The 26534-nt window shown below is 68.4% G+C and carries 27 protein-coding genes; 12 read left to right on the top strand and 15 right to left on the bottom strand.

Annotation, left to right across the window (positions count from 1 at the left end):
* Positions 1-10: 10 nt before the first annotated feature.
* The 8 genes from AC1DYD_RS07585 to AC1DYD_RS07550 are packed head-to-tail and all read right to left on the bottom strand — an operon-like array spanning position 11 to position 6629.
* Positions 11-1453, bottom strand: a complete 1443-nt coding sequence (locus tag AC1DYD_RS07585) for an FAD-dependent oxidoreductase (protein WP_478172136.1) — start codon at positions 1451-1453, stop codon at positions 11-13.
* The gene (locus tag AC1DYD_RS07580) at positions 1446-1736 is read right to left on the bottom strand and encodes a (2Fe-2S)-binding protein (RefSeq protein ID WP_478169296.1); all 291 of its coding nucleotides are present in this window, start codon (positions 1734-1736) and stop codon (positions 1446-1448) included. The genes AC1DYD_RS07585 and AC1DYD_RS07580 overlap by 8 nt, the downstream gene beginning before the upstream one ends.
* Positions 1729-2913 carry an NAD(P)/FAD-dependent oxidoreductase gene (locus tag AC1DYD_RS07575; RefSeq protein WP_478172135.1) on the bottom strand — a complete coding sequence of 395 codons (1185 nt, stop codon included), beginning with the start codon at positions 2911-2913 and terminating at the stop codon, positions 1729-1731. The genes AC1DYD_RS07580 and AC1DYD_RS07575 overlap by 8 nt, the downstream gene beginning before the upstream one ends.
* 17 nt (positions 2914-2930) lie before the next feature.
* On the bottom strand, positions 2931-3869 hold the full coding sequence (locus tag AC1DYD_RS07570; protein WP_478172134.1) for a dihydrodipicolinate synthase family protein: 939 nt from the start codon (positions 3867-3869) through the stop codon (positions 2931-2933).
* Positions 3870-3882: 13 nt separating this feature from the next.
* Positions 3883-4287, bottom strand: coding sequence for a RidA family protein (locus AC1DYD_RS07565; protein ID WP_478172133.1), 405 nt, complete (start codon positions 4285-4287; stop codon positions 3883-3885).
* Positions 4288-4327: 40 nt separating this feature from the next.
* The gene (locus AC1DYD_RS07560) at positions 4328-4825 is read right to left on the bottom strand and encodes a VOC family protein (RefSeq protein ID WP_478172132.1); all 498 of its coding nucleotides are present in this window, start codon (positions 4823-4825) and stop codon (positions 4328-4330) included.
* Positions 4826-4848: 23 nt separating this feature from the next.
* Positions 4849-6336: a sodium:solute symporter family protein gene (locus AC1DYD_RS07555; RefSeq protein ID WP_478172131.1), complete on the bottom strand. Its 1488-nt coding sequence runs from the start codon at positions 6334-6336 to the stop codon at positions 4849-4851.
* On the bottom strand, positions 6333-6629 hold the full coding sequence (locus AC1DYD_RS07550) for a DUF3311 domain-containing protein (protein WP_478172130.1): 297 nt from the start codon (positions 6627-6629) through the stop codon (positions 6333-6335). The genes AC1DYD_RS07555 and AC1DYD_RS07550 overlap by 4 nt, the downstream gene beginning before the upstream one ends.
* A gap of 224 nt (positions 6630-6853) precedes the next feature.
* Here AC1DYD_RS07550 and AC1DYD_RS07545 point away from each other — a divergent pair, with 224 nt between their 5' ends.
* From AC1DYD_RS07545 to AC1DYD_RS07525, 5 genes are all read left to right on the top strand, one after another.
* Positions 6854-7390 (top strand): helix-turn-helix domain-containing protein, encoded by a 537-nt coding sequence (locus AC1DYD_RS07545; RefSeq protein ID WP_478172129.1) that lies wholly within the window; start codon positions 6854-6856, stop codon positions 7388-7390.
* A gap of 204 nt (positions 7391-7594) precedes the next feature.
* Positions 7595-8623: an ABC transporter substrate-binding protein gene (locus AC1DYD_RS07540; protein ID WP_478172128.1), complete on the top strand. Its 1029-nt coding sequence runs from the start codon at positions 7595-7597 to the stop codon at positions 8621-8623.
* Entirely contained in the window at positions 8620-9474 is an 855-nt protein-coding gene (locus AC1DYD_RS07535; protein WP_478172127.1) for an ABC transporter ATP-binding protein, read from the top strand. The genes AC1DYD_RS07540 and AC1DYD_RS07535 overlap by 4 nt, the downstream gene beginning before the upstream one ends.
* Before the next feature lie 7 nt (positions 9475-9481).
* Positions 9482-10252 carry an ABC transporter permease gene (locus AC1DYD_RS07530; RefSeq protein WP_286369269.1) on the top strand — a complete coding sequence of 257 codons (771 nt, stop codon included), beginning with the start codon at positions 9482-9484 and terminating at the stop codon, positions 10250-10252.
* 42 nt (positions 10253-10294) lie between these two features.
* On the top strand, positions 10295-10609 hold the full coding sequence (locus tag AC1DYD_RS07525) for an EthD family reductase (RefSeq protein WP_478172126.1): 315 nt from the start codon (positions 10295-10297) through the stop codon (positions 10607-10609).
* A 141-nt stretch (positions 10610-10750) separates the two neighbouring features.
* Here the strand turns inward: AC1DYD_RS07525 and AC1DYD_RS07520 are convergent, their stop codons facing one another.
* Together AC1DYD_RS07520 and AC1DYD_RS07515 are read right to left on the bottom strand one after the other, a co-directional pair.
* Positions 10751-11149 carry an OsmC family protein gene (locus tag AC1DYD_RS07520; RefSeq protein WP_478172125.1) on the bottom strand — a complete coding sequence of 133 codons (399 nt, stop codon included), beginning with the start codon at positions 11147-11149 and terminating at the stop codon, positions 10751-10753.
* Positions 11150-11193: 44 nt separating this feature from the next.
* On the bottom strand, positions 11194-12267 hold the full coding sequence (locus AC1DYD_RS07515) for an aromatic ring-hydroxylating dioxygenase subunit alpha (protein ID WP_478172124.1): 1074 nt from the start codon (positions 12265-12267) through the stop codon (positions 11194-11196).
* A 274-nt stretch (positions 12268-12541) separates the two neighbouring features.
* Between AC1DYD_RS07515 and AC1DYD_RS07510 the strand changes: the two genes are divergently transcribed.
* The 4 genes from AC1DYD_RS07510 to AC1DYD_RS07495 all read left to right on the top strand — a co-directional run bounded on the left by AC1DYD_RS07510 (position 12542) and on the right by AC1DYD_RS07495 (position 16715).
* On the top strand, positions 12542-13582 hold the full coding sequence (locus AC1DYD_RS07510; RefSeq protein ID WP_478172123.1) for an ABC transporter substrate-binding protein: 1041 nt from the start codon (positions 12542-12544) through the stop codon (positions 13580-13582).
* Positions 13579-14100: a nucleoside deaminase gene (locus AC1DYD_RS07505; protein WP_478172122.1), complete on the top strand. Its 522-nt coding sequence runs from the start codon at positions 13579-13581 to the stop codon at positions 14098-14100. The genes AC1DYD_RS07510 and AC1DYD_RS07505 overlap by 4 nt, the downstream gene beginning before the upstream one ends.
* A gap of 33 nt (positions 14101-14133) precedes the next feature.
* Positions 14134-14964: an urease accessory protein UreD gene (locus AC1DYD_RS07500; protein WP_478172121.1), complete on the top strand. Its 831-nt coding sequence runs from the start codon at positions 14134-14136 to the stop codon at positions 14962-14964.
* Between the two features lie 329 nt (positions 14965-15293).
* Positions 15294-16715, top strand: coding sequence for an MFS transporter (locus tag AC1DYD_RS07495; protein ID WP_478172120.1), 1422 nt, complete (start codon positions 15294-15296; stop codon positions 16713-16715).
* Here the strand turns inward: AC1DYD_RS07495 and AC1DYD_RS07490 are convergent.
* The 5 genes from AC1DYD_RS07490 to AC1DYD_RS07470 form a co-directional block, all read right to left on the bottom strand.
* Positions 16705-17391, bottom strand: coding sequence for a GntR family transcriptional regulator (locus tag AC1DYD_RS07490; protein WP_478172119.1), 687 nt, complete (start codon positions 17389-17391; stop codon positions 16705-16707). The genes AC1DYD_RS07495 and AC1DYD_RS07490 overlap by 11 nt on opposite strands.
* 71 nt (positions 17392-17462) lie before the next feature.
* A complete protein-coding gene (gene hydA / locus AC1DYD_RS07485) occupies positions 17463-18917 on the bottom strand; it encodes a dihydropyrimidinase (RefSeq protein WP_478172118.1) in 1455 nt (484 codons plus the stop codon).
* Between the two features lie 13 nt (positions 18918-18930).
* Positions 18931-19653 carry an amino acid ABC transporter permease gene (locus AC1DYD_RS07480; protein ID WP_478172117.1) on the bottom strand — a complete coding sequence of 241 codons (723 nt, stop codon included), beginning with the start codon at positions 19651-19653 and terminating at the stop codon, positions 18931-18933.
* Between the two features lie 41 nt (positions 19654-19694).
* Positions 19695-20525 (bottom strand): ABC transporter substrate-binding protein, encoded by an 831-nt coding sequence (locus AC1DYD_RS07475; RefSeq protein ID WP_478172116.1) that lies wholly within the window; start codon positions 20523-20525, stop codon positions 19695-19697.
* Between the two features lie 58 nt (positions 20526-20583).
* Positions 20584-21480: a dihydrodipicolinate synthase family protein gene (locus AC1DYD_RS07470; protein ID WP_478172115.1), complete on the bottom strand. Its 897-nt coding sequence runs from the start codon at positions 21478-21480 to the stop codon at positions 20584-20586.
* A 105-nt stretch (positions 21481-21585) separates the two neighbouring features.
* Between AC1DYD_RS07470 and AC1DYD_RS07465 the strand changes: the two genes are divergently transcribed.
* Genes AC1DYD_RS07465 through AC1DYD_RS07455 form a run of 3 tightly spaced genes read left to right on the top strand, consistent with a single transcriptional unit; the run spans position 21586 to position 26530 of the window.
* Positions 21586-24531, top strand: coding sequence for an FAD-dependent oxidoreductase (locus AC1DYD_RS07465; RefSeq protein ID WP_478172114.1), 2946 nt, complete (start codon positions 21586-21588; stop codon positions 24529-24531).
* 5 nt (positions 24532-24536) lie between these two features.
* Positions 24537-25799, top strand: coding sequence for a M20/M25/M40 family metallo-hydrolase (locus AC1DYD_RS07460; protein ID WP_478172113.1), 1263 nt, complete (start codon positions 24537-24539; stop codon positions 25797-25799).
* Positions 25796-26530: an amino acid ABC transporter ATP-binding protein gene (locus AC1DYD_RS07455; RefSeq protein WP_478172112.1), complete on the top strand. Its 735-nt coding sequence runs from the start codon at positions 25796-25798 to the stop codon at positions 26528-26530. Before AC1DYD_RS07460 ends, AC1DYD_RS07455 begins: the two co-directional genes overlap by 4 nt.
* The last annotated feature ends 4 nt before the right edge of the window (positions 26531-26534 follow it).

Below are 26534 nucleotides of genomic sequence, written 5' to 3'. Positions count from 1 at the left end.
GCCCTCGCGCTCATGTCTTGAGATGGGCCAGCGCGATCACCGAGACCGGCTTGATTGGCGCCTGCGCCGAGAAGACGCCCAGCTGCGCGACCTCGGTCTGGCGCGTCTGCGCCAGCAGATGGGCCACGGTGTGCTGGCAGTAGCGCCCCTGGCAATACCCCATGCCGGTGCGGCAGGCCAGCTTCACGCTGTTCACGTCGCTCACGTGCGGGTTCTCGGCAAGGAAGTCGCGCACGGTGCCGGCCGAGACTTCCTCACAGCGGCAGACCAGCGTGTCGTCGGTGGCCAGTCGCGCCAGCGCATCGAGCCGCGGCTCGAAGAAGCGCAGCACCACCTCGGTGAAGCGGCGCGCCCGGGCGATGGCGCGGGTCGTGGCACGCAGAGCCTTCTCAAGTGGCTCCGAGGGCGCCTCACCGCGGATGGCGACAACGATGTTCAGCGCCGCCAACCGCCCTTCGAGAAAAGCCAGCTCGGCACCGTTGACGCCGGCCGGCTCGCCGGCGACATAGATCGAATCCACGCTGGTTCGCATGGCTTCGTTGTGCTCGACGATCCAGCCGCCGTCGGCCGGACGCCACCGGACCGCGCAACCGGCCTGGCGCGCCAGCTCGCTCGAAGCGAGCAAGCCGTAGCCGACGACCAGGGTATCGGCCTCGAGCACGCGCTTGGTGCCGGGGCGTGCCTGCCACTCGGAGTCTGCATCGCACAGGGTCACCCGCTGCACGGCCTCCTCGCCCTCGGCGCGCAGCACCAGGGTGCCGAAGCGGACCGGGACGCCATGCCGCTGCAGGTTGCGCAGTGCGGCCGCGGTCTGGGCCAGCAGGCGGACGTGGCCAGGGACGGCCGGCCAGCCGGCCAACAGTTCGCTCGCGGCAGGCTTGGGGCGTGCGATGGCGACCTCGAGCACCTCGCCGCCGGCCTGCACCAGCAGATCGGCCACCAGCAGCAGCAGCGGATGCGAACCCGCGAGCACGAAGCGCTTGCCGGCGCGCAGGAACTGGCTCTTGGCCAGCGTCTGGATGCCGCCTGCCGACATCACGCCGGGCAGGGTCCAGCCCGGAAAGGCCACCGACAGGTCGTAGGCCCCGGTGGCGATCAGCAGGGAGCGGCCTTCGAGCACTTCGGTCTCGTCGGCCTGCGAGATCGCCAGGCGCACGTGGACGCCGTCGGGCGTGCGGAACACGCCCCAGGCCGTCGCCCCGAGCCGCCATTCGATCGCCGTCGAACGGCGCGCGCGCGCGATCAGGGGCTCGCCGAAGGCATAGCTCTTGAACGCGCTCGAAGGCGGCGCGCCGAAGCTGCGCGGCGGCTGGCGGAAGATCTGCCCGCCGAGGTCATGCTGTTCGTCGACGACCACCACGCGCAAGCCATGCTCGGCCGCCGTCAGCGCGGCCGACAGGCCGGCGGGACCGGCGCCAACGACGACGAGGTCGAATGGGGATGTCTCAGTCATGGCGCGGCACCTCGACGTGCATGTGCTCGGCCACGCGCGTCATGCAGCTGCGCACGGCCGGGCGGCCGTCGATGGTCACCAGGCAATCGAAGCACACGCCCATGTTGCAGACCGGCGCGCGCGCGGCGCCGCTCGCGGTGCGGCGGAAGACGACGATGCCCGCCGCCAGCAGGGCCGTCGCGACCGTCTCGCCCGGATGGCAGGCGGTGGCGACGCCGTTGACGTGGATGAGGATCGGCGCGGGCCGGCTCACGCCGGCATCGATGCGGATGCGATCAGGCAAGGGTCAGGCTCCCGAAACGTTGAGGGTCGTAGGCACGGACGTCGAAGGTCTCGGGCCGGCCGAGGATCTTGTCGGCGAGGATGCGCGCGTAGGTCGGGCCCAGCGTGAAGGCCGACCCGCCCGTGGCGATGAACAGGCCTGCGGCCTTGGGCACTTCGCCGATCAAGGGCAACTGGTCGGCCACCAGGGCCGTGGTGCCGGTCCATACGCGCAGCACCGGAAGATGAGCGACGGCGGGCACGACCGCAGCCGCCGCGGCCATGTTGCCGGCCAGCGAGGGCAGCAGCAGCTCGGGCCGGCGATCGAGGTCGACCATGCCGCCGGATTGCCTCAGGGCGGCCGGCCAGCCGCCGCCGATCAGGATATTGCCTTCGGGCGTTTGCTTCATCGACAGCCGCCGCCCGGCATGCTGGACCAGGTGCTTGATCAAGGGCGCCGTGCGCGCGGCGGCCGTCATGGTCAAGCCCACGGGACTGACCGGCAGCACGACGCCCGCCATCTGCGCCAGCCGGCCCGACCATGCACCGGCGGCGATGACCACGTGCTCGGCCTGGCAGACGCCGCCATCGTCGAAGCTCACGTGCCATCCGCGCCCATTGCGGCGCATCGATTGCACGCCGGTCCGCGAATGCACGTGGGCACCCAGGCGCATCGCGGCGCGGGCGTAGGCCAGCGCGCAGCGCCGCGGATCGGCCTTGCCCTCGGCGGCGCAGAAGGCCGCCGCGATGACGTTCTCGCCCAGATAGGGCGCGCGGGCCTGCAATGCGGCGCGGTCCAGCAGCTCGGTCGAAAGGCCAGCGGCCTGTTCCAGCGCGATCTTGCGGCCCAGCCGCTCGACCTGCTCCGCCGTTTCGGCGACCATGAAGCCGCCGTGCTGCACCACGCCGAGCTCGGCGCCGAGCTCGGACTCGAGCCGGCTCCAGGCGCGCTGCGCATCGAGGTGCAGCGGAATGGCCTCGGCCGCCTTGCGCGCGGCCGCCTCGCCGTTTTCGATCATCCGGTACTCGAGCTGGAAATGCAGGCTGCCGGCGTTCTGGCCCGAGGCCTGGGCGTTGAGCTGCTTCCTCTCGACCAGCAGCACCTCGGTACCCGCCGACGCCAGCAGGTAGCCGACGGCGCAGCCCAGCAGGCCACCACCCACCACCAGCGTCGTGATGCGCGCGGGCCGGTCTTTCACGCTGGACGCCGCAGCGTTCACGTGTCGGCGAGCGCGACGGTGGCGAGGCCCAGCCCTTCGAGCGTGGCGCGCACCTGCTCGACTTCGCCGGCCGTCAGTTCGAGCAGCGGTCGCCGCACATGGCCCGCAGGCACGCCGCGCAGCCGCAGCGCGGTCTTGAGGATGGCTTGTGCGCTGCCGAAGTTGCCTGCGAAGTCCTTGTTGAACCAGGCCTTCATGATGATCCGGTCGCGGTCGCCCAGCGCGATCGCACCGGCCTTGTCGCCGGTTGCGACGCGGCGCCAGAAGTCGGGATGGTCCGCGCCGAGCACGCCGCCCGCGCCCATCAGGCCATCGCTGATCCCGAGCGATGCCAGGTCCGCGCCAAGCGGCGAGGTCGGCATGTTGAAGTAGCGCACCTTGTGCCGCAGCGCATAGGCGCCCTGCAGGAACAGCGCGAAGTTGGGAGTGGAGTTCTTGATCGCCACCACGTGGTCGATGTCGGCCAGCTCGTCGAGCAGCTCCACGTCCATGTCGACGACGCAGCCGCGCGGCCAGTTGTAGATGCAGATCGGAATGTCGGTGGCATCGGACATGTCGGTGTAGAACTGCACCAGCTCGCGCCGGCTCGGCACCATGTAGGGCGGCGGCGTCAGCAGGATGCCGTCGAGCCCGGCACGCTCCGCGGCGCGCGCATGGCGGATGGCCTCGGCCGCGGTGTAGGCGTTGCAGCCGCCGAGCACCGTGATCCGCTTGTCGATCGTGCGGCTGGCTTCCTGGAACAGCTGGGCCCGCTCGGCCTCGCTAAGGCTGAACCATTCCCCCGAGGTACCCGCGAGCACCACGCCATGCATGCGCTGCTGCACATGCCACTCGAGCTGGGCGCCCAGGGCGGCCCAGTCCATGTCGCCCTGGCGTGTGAAGGGCGTGGTGATGGCGGGGATGTACCCGGTCCAGTCGACATCGTTGCGGTTCATTCGGTTCTTCTCCTCAGTTCAATGCGGCGTCGGCTTCGATCTCGATCAGGAAATCGGGCAGGGCCAGCGTCTGCACGCCGATGAAGGTGTTGGCCGCGGGCGCGGCTTCGCCGTAGAAGGCGGCGATCTCGGCGCAGATCGGTGCCAGCTTGTCGGGCGTGTGGTTGACCACGTAGGTGCGCAGCCGCACCACGTCGGCGGGCGTCGCACCGGCCGCGGCCAGCACTTCCTTGAGATTGGAGAGGGCCTGGCGCGTTTGCGCGATGACGTCGGCGCCGCCGATGAGATTGCAGTCGCGGTCCCAGGCGATCTGGCCCGCCAGGTGAAGCGTGCGTCCGCCGCTCTGCAGGACCGCATGGGAAAAGCCGAACGGGACGGTCTGGTACATGGACTCGGGGTTGATCACTTGTCGTGTCATGGGGTGCTCCGATGAGGCGATGGAAAGGAAAGGACGGGGGTCAGAACGGGCGGCCGTGCACGACCAGTTCGAGCACGTTCTGCCAGGGATCGCGGAAGTACTGGTACTGCGACCCGGCGGTCGGCCCTTCGGAGAAGGCGATGCGTTCGAAGACGGTGCAACCGTTGTCGCTCAGCCACTGGGCCGCGGCATCCATGTCGTCCACTTCGAGACCGAGGTGGTGCGCGCCGATGTGGTTGCCGCGCAGCGGCCTGATCGTGCTGCTCGGCGGATTCTTGTAGGCGAACAGTTCGAGCCGAATGCCCCCGGGCAGGCCGAGCAGACACAGTTCGAGCTGTGCGCCGGGGACGCCGATGTGCGCCTCCATCCAGTCCCGGCCGTCAGCCTCGACCGGCATCTCGGCGGCGTTGAACGGACCCAGGCCGTAGAGGATCTGCGCACCGAAGACGCGCTGATAGAAGGAGATGACCGGCTCCAGTTCCGCGACCGTCCAGGAGACATGGTCGATGCGGCGAATACCCAGTGGATTGGTGTTCATGGCGTTGATTCCGTGTCATGTATTCAGGGTCTGACGAGTTGATGCGCATGCAGCCGCACACCCAGCGCCACGCCAGCGGCGGTCGGCCGCGGCGTCACCAGGCTGACGCCGATCACGGTGACCGCGTTGATTGCCATCGCGATCAGGCCGACCTCCCACCCCGGTAACAGCGCGCTCCACCAGAGTTGGGCAAAGGGAGCGAGCAGTGCGACGAAGCCCACGACGATGCCGGCGACCACACCCAATGCCGACGTTCGCTTCCAGAGGAAGGCCAGGAACACGCCCGGGCCCAGCATGCCGATGGCGGAGTAGGCCTTCAACAGGATCGAGACCAGGGAACCCTTCTGGTCCATCGACAGCCAGACGGCCAGCGCGGCGAACCCCACCAGCGCGGCGCGCGAGATCAGCAGTCCTTTGGATTCGCTCAGGTCCGGACAGACCGGCGTCACCACGTTGCGCGTGAAGATCGTGCCGGCCGTGAGCAGCAGCACCGAGCCGGGCACCAGAGCCAGCAGGACGCCGGTGCCTGCCAGCAGGCCGACCACCCAGTCGGGGTACTTGGTGGACACGAACTGCAGCAGCGCGGCGTTCATGTTGTTGCCGGGCGGCAAGGTGCCCGCGACCAGGGCGGCCAGGCCCAGCAGGATGATGAAGAAGTAGGCCAGCGAGTAGATCGGCTGCCAGATCGCGTTGCGGCGGATCGCGGTCGGGCTGTGGGCCGAGTACGAGATCTGGAACAGGTGCGGGAACACCCAGTTGCCGAGGGCGACGTTCAAGGCCGCGGTGATCAGCCAGATGTTGGTGGTCGGTGCGCTGGGGTCGGCACCGGGCAGCTTGCCGATGCCGGGGCGCATGGCCTCGGCCATGTCGAAGATGTCGAACATCGAGCTGGCACCGACCTTGTGGGCGACCGTCGCGGCCAGGACCACCATCAGGACGATCATCATCACGTCCTTGACCCCGGCCGCGAAGGCCGCCGAGCGCAGGCCAGCCGCCAGCACGAAGGCCACCATCAAGGCGCCGGACACGATCAAGGACAGCGTGGGCGAGAGTGCCTGGTCGAAAGTCAGCGAGACGATCAGGCTCAGGCTGACCAGCTGGATCTGCACATAGATGACCAGACTGGCGATGCCGATCAGGCCGGTGACCACGCCCAGCCACGGCGCGTCGTAGCGATAGGCGAAGAAGTCCGCCTGCGTCAGCAGGCCTGCACTGCGGCCGGCGCGCCATATCTTCGGCATCAACAGGTAGCCGATCGCGAAAGACAGGGACACCGAGCAGAACGCGAGATAGGCCGGCGCCCCCAGCGCCCAGGCGTAGCCCGCAATGCCGAACACGGCGAAGGTCGTGTAGATCTCGCCGGCATTCATGAACCAGAACAGCAGGGTTCCCATGCTGCGGCCGCCGACGGCCCAATCGGCCACCGTCCTGCCGCGCGACGCGGCACGGCCGAAGCCGATGGCTCCCACGACCGTCGCCAGCAGCAAGAGCGCCGCCACCGTGTACTTCATGGCGACACCTTCGGGCTGGCGGTGGTGACGGTGGTGGCGGCGATGAATTCAGCCTCCTCCTCCTCAAGGCCCGCGCGCCGGTCTAGATGGAAGACCAGCCCGAAGACCAGGCTGGCGAAGACCACGCCGGCCATTTGCCAGACCATCGGGAAAGGCATGCCGAAGGGACGCAGGGCCACGTCGTTCACGAGGGGAATGCAGCCTACTTGCCAGATGAACGGCAGGACAAGAAACACCAGGTGCGGCCGTCTGGGAGCAGAGCCGACGTCGGCCCTCCAGGTTGGAGTCGTCATGCATACCTCGCTGAGGAGTGGGATCGAGCTGAACTGTGAATTTTTGTGCACTTTCACTGCACAGTCGAAAGAATATGATCTTGCTCAAACCAAGTCAACACCTATTGGGGTAGGCGTAAACCATCGACTCCCGCCCTCTAGCGCGCACGATCTTGTGCAGTATTACTACACGAACAGCAGATCACTTAAGCTGTGCGCCTTGGCTTCCACACTCTTGGATCACCGTGCTCGGCAAACGACTGAATGAATTGCGGGTCGCCCGCGGCCTCTCCCTCAGGGCTCTGGCAAAAGACGCCGGCGTCTCGCCCACGTTGCTGAGCCAGATCGAGCGCGAGGTGACCGAGCCGAGCCTGAACACGCTGCGCGCGCTGAGCAAGGTGTTCGGCGAATCCATGGCTGCGCTGTTCCTGGATCCCGAGGCGCCTTCGGTCTGGTTGAGCCGCCCCGGCGAGCGCACGCAGATCATCGGCCCCAAGGGTGCCGTGAGCTATGAGCGCCTGACCCGAGGCAACGGCCCGATGGAGGTGCTGCGCGCGGTGTTCGTGCCCGGCCAGTATTCGGTGGCCGACACGGTCGCTCACCCATCGGTCGAATGCATCTACGTGATTCGTGGAACGATGACCCTGGAGCTGGCCGGCGTCCCGCACGAGGTCCGGGCCGGGGAGGCCCTGACCTTCGAAGCCATTCACCCGCATCGCTACATCAATCAGGGCGACACGGATGCCGAGATCATCCTGTCGGTGACGCCGCCCATTCCCTGATTCACACGCCCACGCACCAAGCTGGACGCCCTGTTGCGGTGCAGGCTTCGGGGCGTTTTGCCGTCCGATGCGCTATGAAATGCGGAAACCCTCAGTTACTGCATGCACCCGTTTGGACTTTCCAGAAGGGTTCGCACCAAGTGCGTGCCGGCACCGTTTTTGCTTGAATCCCGTGCACCCTTTTCCCCATCACGGAACTCCTGAATGAACAAGCGCCACCTGCTCCAGACCTTCCTCGCCGCCTCCGCGCTCAGCTTCGGGCTGGGCACTGCGCATGCGCAGACGACGCCGATCAAGTTCCAGCTGGACTGGCGCTTCGAGGGACCCGGGGCCTTCTTCACCCACCCGGCCGCCAAGGGCTACTTCAAGGCCGCCGGCCTCGACGTCACGGTCGACGCCGGCAACGGCTCGGGCGGCGCGGTCACGCGGGTGGCCTCGGGCGCCTATGACATGGGCTTCGCCGACCTGGCGGCGCTGATGGAGTTCCACGCCAACAACCCGGACAGCCCGAACAAGCCGGTCGCGGTCATGATGGTCTACAACAACACGCCGGCCTCCGTGATGGCGCTCAAGAAGAGCGGCATCACCAAGCCCGCCGACCTGACGGGCAAGAAGCTCGGCGCGCCGGTGTTCGACGCCGGCCGCCGCGCCTTCCCGATCTTCGCCAAGGCCAACAACATCGGCGCGGTGAACTGGACCGCGATGGACCCGACCCTGCGCGAAACGATGCTGCTGCGCGGCGACATCGACGCCATCACCGGCTTCACCTTCACCTCGCTGCTGAACCTCGAATCGCGCGGCGCCAAGGCGGCCGACATCGTGGTCCTGCCCTACCCCGACTACGGCGTGAAGCTGTATGGCAACGCGATCATCGCCTCGCCCAAGCTGATCAAGGAGAACCCGGCGGCGGTCAAGGCCTTCCTCGCGGCATTCACCAAGGGCGCCAAGGAAGTGATCGCCAATCCGGCGGTTGCGATCGAATCGATCAAGGCCCGCGACGGCATCGTCAACAGCGAACTCGAGACGCGCCGCCTCAAGCTCGCGATCGACACCGTGGTCAACACGCCCGACGCCCGCGCCGAGGGCTTCGGCCAGGTCAACGCCGGCCGGCTGTCGCTGATGTCTTCGCAGGTGTCGGACGCCTTCGGGACCAAGACGCGCGTCAATCCGGATGCGGTGTGGAACGGTTCGATGCTGCCGCCGGCGGCCGATCTCAACATTCTGCGCAAGTGACGGCGGGAACGGAGAACGCGCCCTTCGTCGACTTCCAGGACGTCTGGCTCGCCTACAACGAGGAACTGCTGCGCGCCAACCACTTCGCGGTCGAGGCGATCGACCTGAAGGTCCAGCGCGGCGAGTTCATCGCCATCGTCGGGCCTTCGGGCTGCGGCAAGTCGACCTTCATGAAGCTCACGACCGGCCTGCGGATGCCGTCGATGGGCAAGATCCGGATCGACGGCGCGCCCGTGACCGGGCCGCTGAAGATCTCGGGCATGGCCTTCCAGGCGCCGTCGCTGCTGCCCTGGCGCACCACGGTCGACAACGTGCTGCTGCCGCTGGAGATCGTCGAGCCCTATCGCTCGACCTTCAAGGCCAAGCGGAAGGAATACGTCGAGCGGGCCCGCAAGCTGCTGCAGAAGGTCGGCCTCGGCGGCTACGAGGACAAGTTCCCGTGGCAGCTCTCGGGCGGCATGCAGCAGCGCGCAAGCATCTGCCGGGCGCTGATCCACGAGCCCAAGATGCTGCTGCTCGACGAGCCCTTCGGCGCGCTCGACGCCTTCACGCGCGAGGAGCTCTGGTGCATCCTGCGCGACCTCTGGACCGAGCAGCAGTTCAACGTGATCCTGGTCACGCACGACCTGCGCGAGTCGGTGTTCCTGGCCGACACGGTCTACGTCATGAGCAAGAGCCCGGGCCGCTTCGTGGTCAAGCGCGAGATCGACCTGCCGCGCCCGCGCGAACTGGGGCTGACCTACACCAAGGAGTTCACCGACATCGTGCTCGAGCTGCGCGGCCACATCGGCGCGATCCGGAGCCACGCGATCGCCGATGCCGCCAAGGCACCGGCTGCGATCCCGCAGTAAGCCATTCATGAAGAACAACAAGCAAATCGAACGCTGGTCGCCCTGGCTGCTGCTGGTCGCCGTCATCGTGCTGTGGCAGATCATCTGCTCGGGCTTCGGCGTCTCGGAGTTCATCTTCCCGAGCCCCTGGCGCATCTGGACCCAGTTCTGGGAGTTCAAGGAGATCATCGCGGGCCACGCCTGGCGCACCTTCTGGGTCACGATGGCGGGCTTCGGCCTGGCGATCGTGGTCGGTGTCTTGCTGGGCTTCGTGATCGGCAGCTCGCGGCTGGCCTATGCGGCGATGTACCCGCTGATGACCGCCTTCAACGCGCTGCCCAAGGCCGCCTTCGTGCCGATCCTGGTGGTCTGGTTCGGCATCGGCGTCGGCCCGGCGATCCTCACGGCCTTCCTGATCAGCTTCTTCCCGATCATGGTCAACATCGCGACCGGACTGGCGACGCTGGAGCCCGAACTCGAGGACGTGCTGCGCGTGCTCGGCGCCAAGCGCTGGGACGTGCTCATGAAGATCGGCTTCCCGCGCTCGATGCCCTACTTCTTCGCCTCGCTCAAGGTGGCGATCACGCTGGCCTTCGTCGGCACCACGGTGTCGGAGATGACCGCCGCCAACGAGGGCATCGGCTACCTCCTGATCTCGGCCGGCTCGTCGATGCAGATGGGCCTGGCCTTCGCCGGCCTGATGGTGGTGGGCGCGATGGCGATGGGCATGTACGAACTCTTCAGCGCGGTCGAGAAGCACACCACGGGGTGGGCGCACCGGGGTTCGCAGGGGGAGTGAAATCCCGTAACCTTGCTGGTTCTTTTCACTCGGAGACGAACCATGATCAAGGTCAGCGTGATGTATCCCAACACCCCCGGCGCGCGTTTCGACCACGCCTACTACCGCGACAAGCACATGCCGCTGCTGAAGAGCCGGATGGGCGATGCCTGCAAGTCGTACACGGTCGACAAGGGCATCGCCGGCGGCGCACCGGGTTCGCCGGCGCCCTTCATCGGCATGTGCCACATCTTCAGCGACTCGGTGGAGTCGTTCCAGGCCGCCTTCGCACCGCATGCGAAGGAGATCCTGGGCGACATTCCGAACTACACCGACCTGCAGCCGGTGATGCAGATCAGCGAAGTGGTGGTGGGTTAGCCCCGCCAAGGCTCCATCTCGGCCGGCGAAGCCAGGCCCGTTGGTGAAACACCGCGGAACCGGCTTTGCCGGGCCGCAGGTGTTGCCCCCGGTAGGGGGTGGGCGCCCGGACACGAAGTGCCGGGCAACCTGGGGGCGAGCCTAGACCAGCCGGGTCTCGATCTCGGTCTTGACCTCGGTCATCAAGCGGTGGACAGGGCACTTGCCCGCCACGCGAAGGAGATCTTCGCGCTGCGCTTCGCTCAGATTGCCTGTGACGCGCAGCGACGTGCCCAGCCGATAGGTGCCCCTGCGTTCTTCGCTGTCGTCGCGGTCGACGATCACTTCGATCTCTTCCACCGGAATGCCCTTGCGCTGCGCGTAGACCAGCACGGTGAGCGCCTTGCAGGCGCCGAGCGACGCATCGTAGAGATCATGCGGCAAGGGCCCCTCATCCTTGCCGCCGAGATCCGGCGATGCATCGACCGGAAACTCGTGTGCGCGGATCTTGACGATGTGGCGGGTGCCGGCGATGCCGTCGCGGCGGACTGTGATGCTCATGAAAGTCTCCTGATGATCGGACGCGATGGTAGCGCCCGAATGCTTCAGGCAGCCTGCGCGTGCGGCACGGTCTGCATGCGATGTACTTCCGATTCGCCATGCTTCGCGAGCAGCTGCATCAGGTGCTTGCGGATCAGCATGCCGGGGCGGTCCGACTCCATCGAGTATTCGACGCCGCGCCGCCGCGTGTCGACCAGGGCGTCGGGGTCGGTCGACTCGAGGATGTCCTTGTCCTCGCGCGTGATCTCCTCGTCGAAGTCGATCAGCATCTGCGCCGCGCAGTCGGCCTCGGTGTCGTTGCGGAACAGCCATTGGCACAGCTGCATCCGGCCATCGTCGATCGGCGTGAAGCAGTTGATGATGATGTGGCGGATGCCCGACGGGTACTCGATGTCGAGCCGGCGCGAGAAGGGCAGGAAGTAGGCATTGCGCATGTGGCGCGTGGTGATCGGCTCGGTCACGCCGCTGATGGCGCGGAACCTGGAGGGGTTTGCCGCCTCGATCACGGTCTCGGCGTGGAAGCCGCTGTCGTTCTCCACCAGCGCGTACTTGCTCGGCTTCGGGCTCGACGCCACGCCGAAGGTCGCGCGGTGCACGAAGCTGAAGTGCGAGTTGTCGAAGGAGTTTTCCAGCGCGCGCATCGGGCTGGTCTGCCACTCTTCGTAGAACTGGTGGATGGTGCGAAAGCCCGGGTCGTCGAACTCCGGGATCGCGGGAATCCCGGCGATCGGCTCCTCGAGCGCGACCCAGGCATAGCCATAGCGCGCGCTGCAGTGGTAGGCCGTGGTCTTGTACTCGGGCGAGATCTTGCGGTCGGCCTCGTACTGCGGGATGCGGATCACCTGGCCGCTGCGGTCGTAGGTCCAGCCGTGGTAGCCGCACTGGATGGCGCCCTGCCCGCAGGCCTTGCCCTCGCCGTCGACGCACCAGCCCTTCGACAGCTTCGCCGTGCGGTGGCAGCAGCGGTCGCGCAAGGCGGCGGGCTGGCCTTCGACATCGAGGAACAGGACGATGTTCTCGCCGAGCAGCGTGAAGGGCCTGGGCCCCTGCTGCAGATCGGCCAAGGGCATGACGGCATGCCAGAACTTGCGAAAGACGGGTTGCTGCGTGACGAGCATGAAGTGACTCCTTCGGTTGCGTGAGGTCCAACTTGAAAGAGCAATTTCCCGCCATGGCCTGCGCGCCAAAGCTGAACGCTTCTACTCTGCGCCGCTCTTCATGCAATTTGCGGGCCCGAGACAGCTGGCATGCGTCCTGCGTACCAATGGACAAGAGTAGAAGCGTTCAGCAGCGCACGCACCCCGTTCGTGCACCGCCCGGAAATTGCTCTTGAAGTGCCTCGCCGCCCCGTGGCGCGGTGTTCAAGACCCACGAATTCCGGAGATCAAACGCATGCAACGCCGCAGCTTCATCACCACGGGCGCCGCCTGCGCCGCCGCCCTCGCCGTCCCCGCCGTCCCCGCCGTCTTCGCGCAGGGCAGCAAGCCGACGCCGCTCAAGTTCACGCTGGACTTTCGGATCAACGGCCAGACCGCGCCCTTCTTCCTGGCCGAGAGCAAGGGCTACTACAGGGACGAGGGCCTCGACGTCACGATCGACACCGGCGCCGGCTCGGTGGCCTCGATCACGCGCATCGCGAGCGGCGTCTACCAGCTGGGCCTGGGCGACATCAGCGCGCTGGTCGAGTTCAATGCGCAGAACCCGGGCACCCCGATGGTGCAGGCGGTCTACCAGTACTACAACCGTGCACCGTTCGTGATCATCGGCCGCAAGGACCGCGGCGTCAGCACCGACTTCAAGAGCCTGCAAGGCAAGAAGGTCGCGGCCGCGGCCGTCGAATCGACGCGTCGCGCCTGGCCGTTGGTGGCGCGCAAGCAAGGCATGAAGGCCGACGCCTTCCAGTGGCAGACCACCGACTTCAGCGCCCGCGACAACGTGATGGTGCGCGGCGACGTCGATGCCGCCACCTACTTCCACGACTCGGCGGTTTCGCTGTTCGCGCGCATGAAGACCGAGGAGCTCTCGGTGCTCAAGTACGCGGATGCCGGCGTCGACCTGTACGGCAACGCGATCCTTGCCAGCAGCAACCTGATCGCTCAGAACCCGAAGGCGGTGGCGGCCTTCCTGCGCGCCACCAACCGCGCGATCGTCGAGACCTTCGCCAACCCGGCCCCCAGCATCGCGGCGATGCGCCAGCGCGAACCGATCCTCGATCCGAAGATCGAACTCGAGCGCTGGGCCATCACCGCGCAGTACGTCGGCGCGGCCGACACCCGCGGGCATGGCCTCGGCGACATTCGGAAGCTGCTGCTCGAGCAGCAGGTCGACGAGGTGGCCGAGGTGTTCGGCCTCAAGACCAGGCCGTCGGCCGACGCAATCTTCAACAGCTCGATGCTGCCGGCGCGCAAAGAACGTAGCATCATCAACGCATGAGTTCACTCGTATCCGACAATTTTCCCGCTGAACAAACACTCGACGAGCGCGACGGCCGCTACCTGCGCAAGGCGATCGTCTGGTCGCACGCCGGACGCCGGCGCGGCAACCGTCCCTTCGGCGCGGTGGTGGTCTCGGCCGACGGCGAGGTGCTGGCCGAGGCCTACTGCAACACGGCCGAGACCGGCGACGTCACGGGCCATGCCGAGACCAACGCGGTGCGCATGCTCGGGGCGCGCAAGCTGTCGCGCGAAGAGCTCGCGGGCGCCACGATCTATTCGTCGGGCGAGCCCTGCGTGATGTGCGCGGGCGCGATCTTCTGGTCGAACATCGGCCGCGTGGTGTTCGGCATCGACGCCCAACGGCTGCGCGTGTTCCGCGGCGAGCGCCGCGACCAGCGCGATGCCGAGCTGTCCTGCCGCGACGTGTTTCGCGCCTCGCCGCATCCGATCGAGTGCATCGGCCCGGCGCTGGTCGACGAAGCCGGCGCGGCGCACGTCGGGGCGTGGAAGACCTGAAGCGGCAGGCGCCGGAGTCCCTACACTTGCCGCATGCCCTGGCACGCAAGACTCGACCTCGACTATCAATCCGAAAACCAGCGCAGCGTGGCCCGCTTCCGCCACGAAGGCCCGCTGCGCATCCTGCAGAGCCTCTACCCCGAGGGCGATGCGGTCTGCCACAACGTGCTGGTGCATCCGCCGGGCGGACTGGTCGGCGGCGACACGCTGGACATCCGCGTGCGAGCGGCCGCCGGCAGCCACGGGCTCATCACCACGCCCGGCGCCTCGCGCTTCTACCGTTCCGACGGCGAACTGGCGCTGCAGCGCACCGCGCTGCGGGTCGAGGCCGGTGCCCGCCTCGAATGGCTGCCGCTCGAGGCGATCTGCTTCAGCGGCTGCCGGGCCGAGAACCGGCTGACCCTGCGCCTGGACGAAAGCGCGGAGCTGATCGGCTGGGACGTCACGGCGCTGGGCCTGCCGAACGCCGGCAAGCCCTTCGAACTCGGCACGCTGCAGCAGCACATCGAGGTGCCGGGCGTCTGGCTGGAGCGCGGGCGCATCGACGCGCAAGACCGGCGGCTGCTCCAGAGCCCGCTCGGCCTGGCGGGCCAGCGCTGCCTGGCGTCGATCTTCTTCGTCGCCGGCTCGCCCATCGCGCGCGCGCGGCGCGATGCGGCGCTGGACGCCGCCCGCTCCTTGATCGAGGCGCACGAACTGCACGAAAGCGCCGGCGCCACCAGCCCCCATGCGGAGATCATCGTGCTGCGCGCCCTGGCGCCGGTGGTCGAGCCGGCGATGCAGCTGCTGCGCCAGGTCTGGAAGGCCTGGCGCGCCGAACTCTGGAACATGGCCAGCGAGCCACCGCGGATCTGGTCGATGTAAGCCGCTGAAACGGGTGCTCGTCCGACGGGAGCGCCTCGCGACGCTGCCTAGGGCCTGTTCACACTGCTGCCGGGGTCGCGAAGGCCTGCCAGGACGGGCCAATCAAGGCGCGCGACGCGGCATGTGCGTTGGCACATGCAAGGAGTGCAACGCCGAGTGGCTCGTCCTGGCAGGCCTTCCCTTCGGGTTGCCGCGCGAAGGGGCCGTCTGCGGCGTTGCCCGCGCTTCCAAGGCGAGAGCCTTGCTGCGCGCAGGCGCCTTGCATCCAGCCCCTTGGCACGGCAACGCGATCCCCGGAAGCAGTGTGAACAGGCCCTAGACTGGGCAGCGTGACCCGCACCGACATCCCGGCCCGCCTCGACCGATTGCCCTGGTCGCGCTGGCACTGGCGCGTGGTGGTCGCATTGGGGGTGGCCTGGGTGCTCGACGGCCTCGAGGTGACGCTGGTCGGCTCGATCGGCGGCGTGCTCGAGCGGCCCGACACGCTGGGACTGACCGCAGCGCAGATCGGCGGCTCGGGCTCGCTCTACGTCGGCGGCGCCGTGATCGGCGCGCTGGTGTTCGGCCGGCTGGCCGATCGGCTGGGGCGCAAGAAGCTGTTCCTGGTCACGCTGGCGGTGTATGCCGCGGCGACGCTGGCCACGGCCTTCTCGCCGAACTTCGGCTTCTTCGCACTGTGCCGCTTTGCCACCGGCCTCGGCATCGGCGGCGAGTACGCGGCCATCAACTCGGCCATCGACGAACTGATCCCGGCACGCGTGCGCGGCCGCGTGAATCTCGCGATCAACGGCAGCTTCTGGATCGGCGCGGCCCTCGGCGCCGGCCTGAGCCTGTGGCTGCTCGATCCGCAGGTGCTCGGCCCGGTGCGGGGCTGGCGTGCCGCCTTCGCACTCGGCGCACTGCTCGCGGTGGCGATCCTGCTGGTGCGGCGCAACGTGCCCGAAAGCCCGCGCTGGCTGATCGCCCACGGCCGCGCCGAGGAAGCCGAGCGCATCGTGCGGCAGATCGAAGCCCAGGTGGGCGAACGGCACGGGCCGCTGGCGCCGGCGGTCGGCCACCTGAGCTTCGGAGACCGGGCCCGCCCCGGCTGGCGCGAGGTCGCCCACGTGCTGCTGCGGCGCTACCCGCAGCGCAGTGCGGTGGCACTGGCCTTGATGGTCTCGCAGGCCTTCTTCTACAACGCGATCTTCTTCACCTATGCGCTGGTGCTGACCCGCTTCCACGGCGTCCCCGCCGAAAGAGTCGCGCTCTACATCTTTCCGTTCGCGCTCGGCAACGTGCTGGGGCCGCTGCTGCTGGGCCCGCTGTTCGACCACGTGGGCCGGCGCCGCATGATCGCCCTCACCTATGTGCTGTCGGGCGTCGGCCTGGCGCTGACCGGCTGGGCCTTCATGCAGGGCTGGCTCGACGCCCGCAGCCAGGCGCTCTGCTGGTCGGCGGTGTTCTTCCTCGCCTCCGCCGCGGCCAGCTCCGCCTACCTCACGGTCAGCGAGGTGTTCCCGCTCGAGATGCGCGCGGTCGCGATCTCGATCTTCTATGCGGTGGGCACCGGCGCCGGCGGCTTCGTGGCGCCGGTGTTGTTCGGTGCGCTGATCGAGACCGGCAGCCGCGGCGCGGTCGCCATCGGCTACGCCATTGGCGCCGCGCTGGTCATCTTTGCCGGCGTGATGGCCCTGCGCTACGCGGTTGACGCGGAGCGCAGGCCGCTCGAGGACGTGGCGCCGCCGCTCGGCGCGAACCTCACTCGATGATCGCGCGCTTGACGTCTTCCTGGAGGTTGCGCAGGTGTTCGCGCATCGCCGCCCGCGCGCGCTCGGGGTCGCGCGCGCGCAGGGCCTGGATGATCTGGCCGTGCTCGTCGTGGTTCTCGCGCTGCCGGTGCAGCGGGCTGTGCAGGCGGAACAGCCGCGCATTCACGCGCAGTTCCTCGACCAGCCGCGGGAACACCACGTTGCCGCTGGCGGTCGAGATCAGCTGATGGAAGCGGTCGTCGAAATGCCAGTGCTCGGTCTCGTCGTGCTCGCCGCTGTCGAGGGTCTTGAGATCGGCTTCGAGCGCATCGATCTCGGCGTCGGTGATCTTGCCGCAGGCCTGCGCGATGGCCTCGCATTCGATCACCTCGCGGGCCCGCATACAGTCGAAGTACTCTTTGGTGCCCAGCGCGCGCACCGCATAGGAGCGCGCGTCGCGCCGCACCAGCAGGCCCTCGCCGGCGAGCCGCACCAGCGCCTCGCGCATCGGCGTGCGCGAGATCCGCAGGTCGTCCGCCAGGCGGCCTTCCTGCAGCGGACTGCCGGGCGAGATCTTGCGGTCGAGAATCAGCGTGCGCAGGCTCGCATAGGCCTGCTCGGCCAGGCTGGCGGAACGCACCTCGAGCGGTGCGATGGTGATGGTGGCGGGTTGCGCCGGACTGGGGAGGCTTGGCATGCGGAGGTGAACGGTTTCCACGAAGGGACGGGGAAAAGCTTAGCAGGCCGGTGCGGCGGGAGCCGGAAAGCTCACAGCCACTTGTCGAGCGGGCTCGCGGCATTGGGCGTTCGCGGCCGCAGGCAGGGCTGGAACCGGCCCGAGCCGGCTTCGGCCGAAAACACGCCGTCCTGCCAGACCACCCGGCCCCTCGACACCGTAACGCCCGGCCAGGCGCGCAGCTTCATGCCCTCGTAGGGCGTGTAGTCGGCCGCATGGTGGAGCATGTCGTTGGCGATGACTTTCTCATGGCCCTCGTCGAACACGTCCCAGACCACGAAGTCGGCGTCGCCGCCGACCGCGATGGTGCCCTTCTTCGGGTACAGCCCATAGAGCCGCGCCGGATGGGTGGCCGTGAGTTCGACGAAGCGGTGGATGTCGATGCGTCCGGCCAGCACGCCTTCGCTCATCAGCAGCGGCAGGCGGGTCTCGACGCCCGGAATGCCGTTCGGGATGCGGTCGAAGGAGGCATCGTCGCCGTGCACGCGCTTGCCGTCGCTGCCATTGATGTTGAACGGCGCATGGTCCGACGAGAAGATCGTGAACAGGCCGCTCGAAAGGCCGTTCCAGATGAACTGCTGGTTGGCCTTGTCGCGCGGCGGCGGGCTGCAGATGCAGCGCGCGCCGTGCATCGGATCGTCGGGGTTGATCCCCAGGTCTTCCGCGCTCAGGAACAGGTATTGCGGGCAGGTCTCGGCATGGATCGGCAGCCCGCGCCCGCGCGCCCAGTGGATCTGCTCGACCGCCTCGCGGCCCGACACGTGGACGATCAGGATCGGCGTGTCGATCAATTCGGCCAGCGCGATCGCGCGGTGCGTGGCCTCGCGCTCCACGGCCATCGGCCGCGAGCTGCTGTGATAGCGCGGCGCCGTCAGGCCGGCATCGAGCAGCTGCTCGGTGAGCCAGGCGATGCAGTCGCTGTTCTCGGCATGAATCATGGTCATCGCGCCGTGGCGGCGCGCGACCGCCAGCACCTCGATGATCTGCCGGTCGGCCAGCTTCAGATCGTCGTAGGTCATGTAGATCTTGAAGGAGGTGTAGCCCTTCTCGATCAGGGCCGGCAGTTCGCGCTGCGTCACGTCCTTGGTGGCATCGGCGACGATCAGGTGAAAGGCGTAGTCGATCACCGCCTTGCCTTCCGCGCGGCGGTGGTAGTCGTCGACCGCCTCCTGAATGCTGCGCCCTTTCTGCTGCGCCGCGAACGGCAGCACCGTGGTGGTGCCGCCGCAGGCCGCCGAGCGGGTGCCGGTGAAGAAATCGTCCGAGAAGCGCGAGCCGTCGCTGGTCGGCTGGTCGAAGTGGCAGTGGCCGTCGACGCCGCCGGGCGTGACCAGCCGGCCGGCCGCATCGATCTCGCGCGCGGCGCCGCCGTCGAGCCGCTGCGCGATCGCGCAGATGCGGCCGTCGCGCACGCCGATGTCGGCGCGGTAGCGGTCGCCCACGGTGGCGATGTCGGCGTTGCGAAGGATCAGGTCGTAGGGGTTCATGGCGTGGCTCCGGCTAGCGTTGCTCGAGCACGGCGTCGGGCACCACCGGCGCGCCGGTGCTGGCGTTGCCGTAGGCGCGGCCGTAGTGGCGCTCGATCCGGCGCTGGATGAAATCCCAGGCCGTGGTCATCAGCAGGTAGTAGATGGCGGCGACGATGAACAGCTCGAGCACCATGAACTTCTCCTGGATCAGCACCTGGGTGCGGCGCAGCAGCTCTTCCATCGAGATCACCGAGGTGATCGACGTGGTCTTGAGCAGGCCGTTGATGCTGTTGCCCAGGGTCGGGATGATCAGCCGCATCGCCTGCGGCATCACGATGTAGCGCATCGCCTGCGCGCTGCTGAAGCCGACGGCGCGCGCTGCATTCGTCTGTCCGGCCGGCACCGACTGGATGCCGCCGCGCACCACCTCCGCGAGGTAGGCCGCCTCGTTGAGGATCAGGCCGAGCAGCGCCGACTCGACCACCGACAGCTTGAGACCGAGCTGGGGCAGCCCGGTGTAGATGATGATCAGCTGCACCAGCAGCGGCGTGCCGCGGAAGACCCAGATGTAGAAGTGCGCCGGCGCCGCCAGCCAGGGGTGGCTGGACAGGCGGGCCAAGGCCAGCGCACACCCCACGACCAGGCCGCCCGCGATCGACGCGAGGGTGAGCCACAGCGTGGTCACGGCGCCGCTCAGGATGTACGGATTGAACAGGTAGTCGGCAAACCCCGACCAGCTCCAGCCTTGTCCCATGGACTTTCCTTCCTCTCTGGCTCAGTGGTGGTGCGGCGCGCTCAGCTCGCCGGGCCCTTGACGACCACCGCGCCGTCGATCGCCTTGACGCCGTACTGGTCGAACAGCTTCTGGAAGCTGCCGTCGGCCTTCATGTCGTTGAGCGCCTTGGCCATGGCGACCGAGAGCTCCTTGTTCTTCGCCGCCAGTGCGACCGGCGTCGGGAACAGGCCGTTCAGCACGCGTTCGAAATCGCCGCGCTTCTGGTACTCGGCGCCGGTGGAGTCGATCGACAGCGCCACCTCGACCTGCCCGGCGCGCAGCGCCTGGAAGGCCATCGCGAAGTTCTCGAAGGTGCGGATGGTCATGCCCTTCAGGCCCTTGTCGGTCAGTTGCTTGTCGAGTTCGCGCGCCTTGCGCTCCTCGAAGCCGCCGAGCTCGACGCCGATGCTCTTGCCCGAGAGGTCGTCGGGCTTGGTGATCTTGAGCGGGTTGCCGCGGGCGGTGCTGATGCTGATCGCCTGGTCTTCGTAAGGCAGCATCTGCATCAGCTTGGCGCGCTCGTCGGTGTAGAAGATGCCGGTGTTGATCACGTCCCAGCGGCCGGCCTGCAGGCCCGGGATCATGGCCGAGAACTCGATGCGCACGTACTCGGGCGTCAGGCACAGGCGCTTGGCGATCGCCTCGCCGAGCTCCACGCGCATGCCCTTGAGTGCGCCGGTCTGGTCGACGAACTGCATCGGCGGCAGGGTCGGGTTGACCGACATGATCAGGGTGCCCTTCTTGATCAGCGCCGAGTCGGGCACCGGCGACTTGCAGGCCTGGGCGTTCGCGATGCCAACGCCGAGGATGAAAAGAACCGTGGCCGAGGTGAGAGCGGGAAGCAGTTTCATGGTGATTTCCTGGTGGAGATGGAACGAGGCGGAAGCGGAGAGATGTAGGCGCCGAAGCTCAGACCCGGATGGAGTCGAGCAGGCCCAGGCGGTCGAGTTCGCGCCGCAGGTCGATGGCATCGGCTTCGGGCAGCGGCAGGCGCGGCGCACGCGGCTTGCCGACCGGCAGGCCCATCATCGTGAGGCCGTCCTTCGAGGCCGCGACATAGCGGTGGCCGCCGACCCAGCGCACGATCGGCAGCATCTCCTTGTAGAGCGCCAGCGCCGCGGGCATGTTCTGTTCGTCGGCGACCAGCTCGAACAGCCGCGCCGACATCTTCGGGATCAGGTTCGAGCAGACCGCCACCCAGCCCTGCGCACCGAGCCAGAAGGACTCGTAGCCCAGGATGCCCGCGAACACCGTCATGCGGTCGCCGCAGAGCTCGATGATGTCGCGCACCCGCGTCACCTCGAGGGTCGACTCCTTGATGTACTTGCAGTTGTCGATGCGCGACAGCCGCGCCACCAGCTCGGGCTTGAGGTCGACATTGGCCGTCGCCGGGTTGTTGTAGACCATGATCGGCACGTTGATCGCCTCGCCGACCTTGCGGTAGTGCGCGAACAGCTCGTCGTCGGTGGGCGTGCTGTAGAACGGCGGAATGATCATGACGCCGTCGGCGCCCATGGTCTCGGCCTCGCGGCTCAGCCGCACGCACTCGTCGGTCCACTCGGCGCCGGTGCCGATCAGCACGGGCACGCGTTTTGCTGCCGTCTGCACACAGGTTTCGATCACCAGCTGCCGCTCATCGGGTGTCAACGACAGGAATTCTCCGGTGCTGCCCAGGGGAATCAGCCCGTGGATGCCCTCCTCGATCTGCCAGTCGACCAGCTTCTTCAGGGCCGGCACGTCCACGTGCTTTCCGTCGGCGGTCATGGGGGTGATGAGCACCGTATAGGTGCCTCGGAACGCTGTCATTGCCAGTCCTCGGTGAAAAATTCGGGTGACGAAGTATTTGTATACGGTTAGTATACGTATACATTGAACCGCGTCAAAGTGGTTTTTTGCTTCACACCCGTTTTCATGAGCGCCCGACTGACCCATTCCTCCATCACCGCCGGCGGACGCCCGATCCGCTTCTGGTACGACGGCCAAGCCGTCGACGGCATCGAAGGCGAGACGGTGGCCGCCGCGCTCGCGGCCAGCCACATCCGCCAGATGCGGCACACCCGCGACGGCGGGCGCCGCGGCCTGTATTGCGGCATGGGCGCCTGCTTCGACTGCCTCGTGACGATCGACGGCCAGGCCAGCCAGCGCGCCTGCCTGACGAAAGCGGCGGACGGCCAGCAGATCCGTTCGACAATGCCGGCGGGCACGCCCGCGGACCCGCTGAAGCCCCTGGCGCCCGATGCCGGGGCCGAGCCGTTGCAGCGCGAGGTCGACGTGCTGGTGGTCGGCGCCGGCCCGGCCGGCCTCTCGGCGGCGCTTGCGGCCCGCCGTGCGGGCGCGCGGGTGCTGGTGCTCGACGAGCGGCTGCAGTCCGGCGGCCAGTTCTACAAGCCGCTGGCACCGTCGCATCAGGCGCCAACGCCATCCGACCGGCAGTTCGCGGACGGCCTCGCGCTGGAACGCGAGGTGCTCGCCGCGGGCGTGGCGGTGCGGCAGGGTGCGCAGGTCTGGGCCGCCTTTTCCCCCCGCGAAGTCAGTGCACTGATCGACGGACGGGCCACAAACATCCATTGCCGGCAGCTGGTGATCGCGCCCGGCGCCTACGAGCGGCCGGTGCCCTTCCCGGGCTGGACGCTGCCGGGCGTGATGACCACCGGCGCCGCCCAGACGCTGGCGCGGGCCTACCGCGTGGCGCCGGGCCGGCGCGTGCTGATCGCCGGCAACGGGCCGTTGAATCTTCAGTTGGCCGCGGAGCTGCTCGCCGGCGGGGCCCAGGTCGTCGCGGTGCTCGAATCGGCGGCCCGCCCGTCCACGCGCGACTGGCGCCAGCTGCTGACGGCTGCCCGCACCGCACCCGACCTGCTGCGCCAGGGCTGGGGCTACATGCGGCAGCTGCGCGCCCACAAGGTGCCCGTACGCTGGGGCCACGCGGTGGTCGCCGCCGAGGGCGCCGGCGAGTTGCAGGCCGTGCAGGCCGCGCGGCTCGACGCCCAAGGCCGCGCCACGCCCGCCCCGGCGCTGCGCTTCGAAGCCGACACGCTGTGCCTCGGCTACGGCTTCATCCCCTCGACCGAACTGGCGCGGATGCTGGGCTGCGAGCACCGCGTGGCCGACAGGCACCTGGGCTATCTCGCGACCGTGACCGGCACCGACGGCGCGACCAGCCTGCCGGGCGTCTTCGTGGTCGGCGATGGCGCCGACCTGGGTGGCTCGCGCGTCGCCCTGGCGCGCGGCACGCTGGCCGGCGTGGCGGCGGCGCGCAACCTCGGCCTGCTGGCGTCGGAACCGTTCAAGGCACAGGGCCAGTTGCGCCAGGCCGAGTGCTTCCAGCAGGCGCTGTGGTCGCTGTATGAAGCCCCACCCGTCACGCTGGCTTCCATCAGCGACGACACGCTGCTGTGCCGCTGCGAGGAGATCAGCTTCGGCTCGGTGCGCGAGCAGATCCGCGCCGGCCGCGACACGCTGGCCGCGCTCAAGCGCAACACGCGGCTCGGCATGGGCCGCTGCCAGGGCCGCTACTGCGCAGTCACCGCCGCCAGGCTGGTCAGCGAGATGACCGGGCGTCCGCCCGAGGTCGAGCAGTACTTCGCGCCGCGGCCACCGGCCAAGCCGGTGCCGGCCGGCGCGCTCGGCTTCGAGAAGCCCGAGTGGGGCGGCCACAAGCCCGCCATCACGCCCAACCTCGCGCGCCCGGTCGAACACGCGCCCTTCGAAACGGTCCGCACCGACGTGCTGGTGATCGGTGCCGGCGTGCTCGGCGCCTGCCTCGCCTACTACCTCTCGAAGGCCGGCCAGGACGTCACGGTGGTCGACCGCGACGACATCAACCTGCAAGCCTCGGGGGCCAACGCGGGCAGCCTGCACGTCCAGCTGCTGTCCTTCGATTTCGGCGCCAAGGCCCAGGAAGGCGGCGGCCCGGCCGCGGCCACGCTGCCGCTCGGACCGATGTCGGTGCGGCTCTGGCAGGAGATCGAGGCCGACTGCGCAGAAGATCTCGAGATCAAGATCACGGGCGGACTGATGGTGGCCGACAGCGAGGCCGGCATGCGCTTCATCGAGGCCAAGGCCGCGCTCGAACGCAGCCATGGGATCGACGCCCAGGTGATCGACGGCAGCGAACTGCGCCGGCTCTCGCCGGCGCTGTCGGAACAACTGCTGGGCGCCGAACTGTGCCCGATGGAAGGCAAGATCAATCCGCTGCGCGCGACCTATGCCGTGGCCTCGCGCGCGCAGCAGCAGGGCGCCCGCTTCCTGCGCGGCTGCAACGTGAGCGACATCGAGCGCCGGCCCGGCGACGGTGGCGGCTTCGTGGTCCACACCTCGCGCGGAACCCTCCACGCCGGCCGCGTGGTCAACGCCAGCGGCGCCTGGTCGAGCACGGTCGGTCACATGCTCGGCGTGAAGATCCCGGTCAAGGGTGCGCCGCTACAGATGATCGTCACCGAGCCGGCGCCGCCGCTGGTCAACCACCTGATCGCGCACGCCGACCGCCACCTGAGCCTCAAGCAGGCGGCGACCGGCGGCCTGATCATCGGCGGCGGCTGGACCGCCGCCTTCCACGAGGGCATGCGCCTGAACCGCGCCGAGCGCGCCAGCATCGAGGGCGGCCTGTGGGTCGCCCGGCAGGTCCTGCCGGCCGTCAGCGGGCTGCACATGGTGCGCTGCTGGGCCGGCATGAACGTCAACATCGACGGCGCGCCGATCATCGGCGAGGTGCCCGGCCTGCCGGGCTTCTACAACGCCGTGACCTCGAACGGCTACACGCTGGCGCCGGTCACCGCGAGTCTGGTCGCCGACCTGATCGTGCGTGGCCGGACCGACATCGACATCACGCCTTTCCGCATCGACCGATTTCTTTGATTCACATGACAGACACCTCTTGCGCGCGCGACACGCTGCGCCAATTCATCGACGCCCATTTCGACGAGCAGGTCGAGACGCTTGCACGGCTGGTGCAATGCCCGTCCGACAACCCGCCCGGCGACTGCGCGGCGCACGCCGAGCTCACGGCCCGGCTGCTCGAGGCCATGGACCTGGCGGTCGAGCGCCATCCGGTGCCGGCCGACTTCGCGCAACAGCACGGCATGCAAAGCGTCACCAACCTGATCGTGCGCGAACGCTTCGGCGACGGGCCGGTGGTGGCGCTGAACGCGCACGGCGACGTGGTGCCGCCCGGCTCGGGCTGGAGCAGCTCGCCCTACGGCGGCGAGGTGCGCGACGGCTGGCTGTACGGCCGCGGCGCCGCGGTCTCGAAGTCCGACTTCACGACCTACGGCTTCGCACTGCGCGCGCTCAAGGCATTGCACTCGACCGGCGCGCCGCTGGCCGGCACGGTCGAGCTGCACCTGACCTACGACGAGGAGACCGGCGGCATGACCGGCCCCGGATGGCTCCTTTCCCAGGGCCTGAGCCGCCCCGACTACGTGATCTCGGCCGCTTTCTCGCACCACGTCGTGGTCGCGCACAACGGCTGCCTGCACCTCGAAGTGACGCTGCGCGGCAAGTCGGCGCATGCGGCGCGGCCCGACACCGGCGCCGATGCGATCGAAGCCGCGGCGACCCTGCTGCCGGCGCTGTACCGCTATCGCGACGGGTTGGCGCAACGGCCCTCGCAGACCCCCGGCATCACGCACCCGACGATGGTCGTCGGCTTGATCGAGGGCGGCATCAACACCAACGTGGTGGCCGACACGCTGACCCTGCGGATCGACCGCCGCATCGTGCCCGAGGAAGTGCCCGAGGCGGTCGAGGCCGAGCTGCGCCGGGTCATCGAGGACGCCTGCCGCGCCCTGCCCGGCATCGCCGTCGAGATCCGCCAGATCCTGCTGGCCCGGCCGTTCGCGCCCGCACCCGGCGCGCAGGCCTTTGCCGAATTGATGTGCCGGGAGGCCAGCGCCGTGATGGGCAAGCCGGTGACGCCGATCGGCGTGCCGCTCTACACCGATGCGCGCCTCTACAGCGAAGCCGGCATTCCGACCGTGATGTACGGCGCCGGGCCCGAGTCGCTGCTCGAGGCCAACGGCCACCGTGCCGACGAGCGCGTGCCGCTCGATGAACTGCGCAAGGCGACGGTCGTGGTCGCCAACACGCTCCTGCAACTCCTGACCCCGCCCGAGGAAAGCCGATGATCGAAATCAGTCGAGTGAGCAAGTGGTACGGCAGCTTCCAGGTGCTGACCGACTGCACGACGCGCGTCGAGAAGGGCGAGGTCGTGGTGGTCTGCGGGCCCTCGGGCTCGGGCAAGTCCACGCTGATCAAGTGCGTGAACGCGCTGGAGCCCTTCCAGAAGGGCACGATCACGGTCGACGGCGTCTCGGTCGGCGATCCGAAGATCAACCTCAACCGGCTGCGCTCGCGGGTCGGCATGGTGTTCCAGCACTTCGAGCTGTTTCCGCACCTGTCGATCGAGCAGAACCTGTCGATCGCGCAGGTCAAGGTGCTCAAGCGTTCGGCCAGCGAGGCGCGCACCCGCTCGCTGGCGCTGCTCGAACGGGTCGGCATGAAGGCTCATTCGCACAAGTACCCGTCGCAGCTTTCTGGCGGCCAGCAGCAGCGCGTGGCGATCGCCCGCGCCCTGGCGATGGACCCGATCGCGATGCTGTTCGACGAGCCTACCTCGGCGCTCGACCCCGAGATGGTCAACGAGGTGCTCGACGTGATGGTGCAGCTGGCGCGCGAGGGCATGACCATGATGTGCGTCACGCACGAGATGGGCTTCGCGCGCAAGGTCGCCCACCGCGTGATCTTCATGGACCGCGGCAGCATCGTCGAGGACTGCGCGAAGGAGGAGTTCTTCGGCAACCCCGCGGCGCGCTCGGACCGGGCGCAGCAGTTCCTGTCGAAGATCCTCCAGCACTGACTCG

The organism is Variovorax sp. P4_B11 (assembly GCF_056402355.1).
Note: the sequence above shows the minus strand (reverse complement) of the source record. Positions and strands in the feature narration are given on the sequence as shown.

What these genes read in the sequence shown, in the direction of transcription:
- AC1DYD_RS07555 (WP_478172131.1), bottom strand. Translation starts at nt 6,336, where the DNA reads ATGAAGTACACGGTGGCGGCGCTCTTGCTGCTGGCGACGGTCGTGGGA.
- AC1DYD_RS07475 (WP_478172116.1), bottom strand. Translation starts at nt 20,525, where the DNA reads ATGAAACTGCTTCCCGCTCTCACCTCGGCCACGGTTCTTTTCATCCTC.
- AC1DYD_RS07560 (WP_478172132.1), bottom strand. Translation starts at nt 4,825, where the DNA reads ATGAACACCAATCCACTGGGTATTCGCCGCATCGACCATGTCTCCTGG.
- AC1DYD_RS07530 (WP_286369269.1), top strand. Translation starts at nt 9,482, where the DNA reads ATGAAGAACAACAAGCAAATCGAACGCTGGTCGCCCTGGCTGCTGCTG.
- AC1DYD_RS07470 (WP_478172115.1), bottom strand. Translation starts at nt 21,480, where the DNA reads ATGACAGCGTTCCGAGGCACCTATACGGTGCTCATCACCCCCATGACC.
- AC1DYD_RS07525 (WP_478172126.1), top strand. Translation starts at nt 10,295, where the DNA reads ATGATCAAGGTCAGCGTGATGTATCCCAACACCCCCGGCGCGCGTTTC.
- AC1DYD_RS07455 (WP_478172112.1), top strand. Translation starts at nt 25,796, where the DNA reads ATGATCGAAATCAGTCGAGTGAGCAAGTGGTACGGCAGCTTCCAGGTG.
- AC1DYD_RS07465 (WP_478172114.1), top strand. Translation starts at nt 21,586, where the DNA reads ATGAGCGCCCGACTGACCCATTCCTCCATCACCGCCGGCGGACGCCCG.
- AC1DYD_RS07585 (WP_478172136.1), bottom strand. Translation starts at nt 1,453, where the DNA reads ATGACTGAGACATCCCCATTCGACCTCGTCGTCGTTGGCGCCGGTCCC.
- AC1DYD_RS07565 (WP_478172133.1), bottom strand. Translation starts at nt 4,287, where the DNA reads ATGACACGACAAGTGATCAACCCCGAGTCCATGTACCAGACCGTCCCG.
- AC1DYD_RS07510 (WP_478172123.1), top strand. Translation starts at nt 12,542, where the DNA reads ATGCAACGCCGCAGCTTCATCACCACGGGCGCCGCCTGCGCCGCCGCC.
- AC1DYD_RS07505 (WP_478172122.1), top strand. Translation starts at nt 13,579, where the DNA reads ATGAGTTCACTCGTATCCGACAATTTTCCCGCTGAACAAACACTCGAC.
- AC1DYD_RS07520 (WP_478172125.1), bottom strand. Translation starts at nt 11,149, where the DNA reads ATGAGCATCACAGTCCGCCGCGACGGCATCGCCGGCACCCGCCACATC.
- AC1DYD_RS07490 (WP_478172119.1), bottom strand. Translation starts at nt 17,391, where the DNA reads ATGCCAAGCCTCCCCAGTCCGGCGCAACCCGCCACCATCACCATCGCA.
- AC1DYD_RS07515 (WP_478172124.1), bottom strand. Translation starts at nt 12,267, where the DNA reads ATGCTCGTCACGCAGCAACCCGTCTTTCGCAAGTTCTGGCATGCCGTC.
- AC1DYD_RS07570 (WP_478172134.1), bottom strand. Translation starts at nt 3,869, where the DNA reads ATGAACCGCAACGATGTCGACTGGACCGGGTACATCCCCGCCATCACC.
- AC1DYD_RS07550 (WP_478172130.1), bottom strand. Translation starts at nt 6,629, where the DNA reads ATGACGACTCCAACCTGGAGGGCCGACGTCGGCTCTGCTCCCAGACGG.
- AC1DYD_RS07460 (WP_478172113.1), top strand. Translation starts at nt 24,537, where the DNA reads ATGACAGACACCTCTTGCGCGCGCGACACGCTGCGCCAATTCATCGAC.
- hydA (WP_478172118.1), bottom strand. Translation starts at nt 18,917, where the DNA reads ATGAACCCCTACGACCTGATCCTTCGCAACGCCGACATCGCCACCGTG.
- AC1DYD_RS07540 (WP_478172128.1), top strand. Translation starts at nt 7,595, where the DNA reads ATGAACAAGCGCCACCTGCTCCAGACCTTCCTCGCCGCCTCCGCGCTC.
- AC1DYD_RS07480 (WP_478172117.1), bottom strand. Translation starts at nt 19,653, where the DNA reads ATGGGACAAGGCTGGAGCTGGTCGGGGTTTGCCGACTACCTGTTCAAT.
- AC1DYD_RS07500 (WP_478172121.1), top strand. Translation starts at nt 14,134, where the DNA reads ATGCCCTGGCACGCAAGACTCGACCTCGACTATCAATCCGAAAACCAG.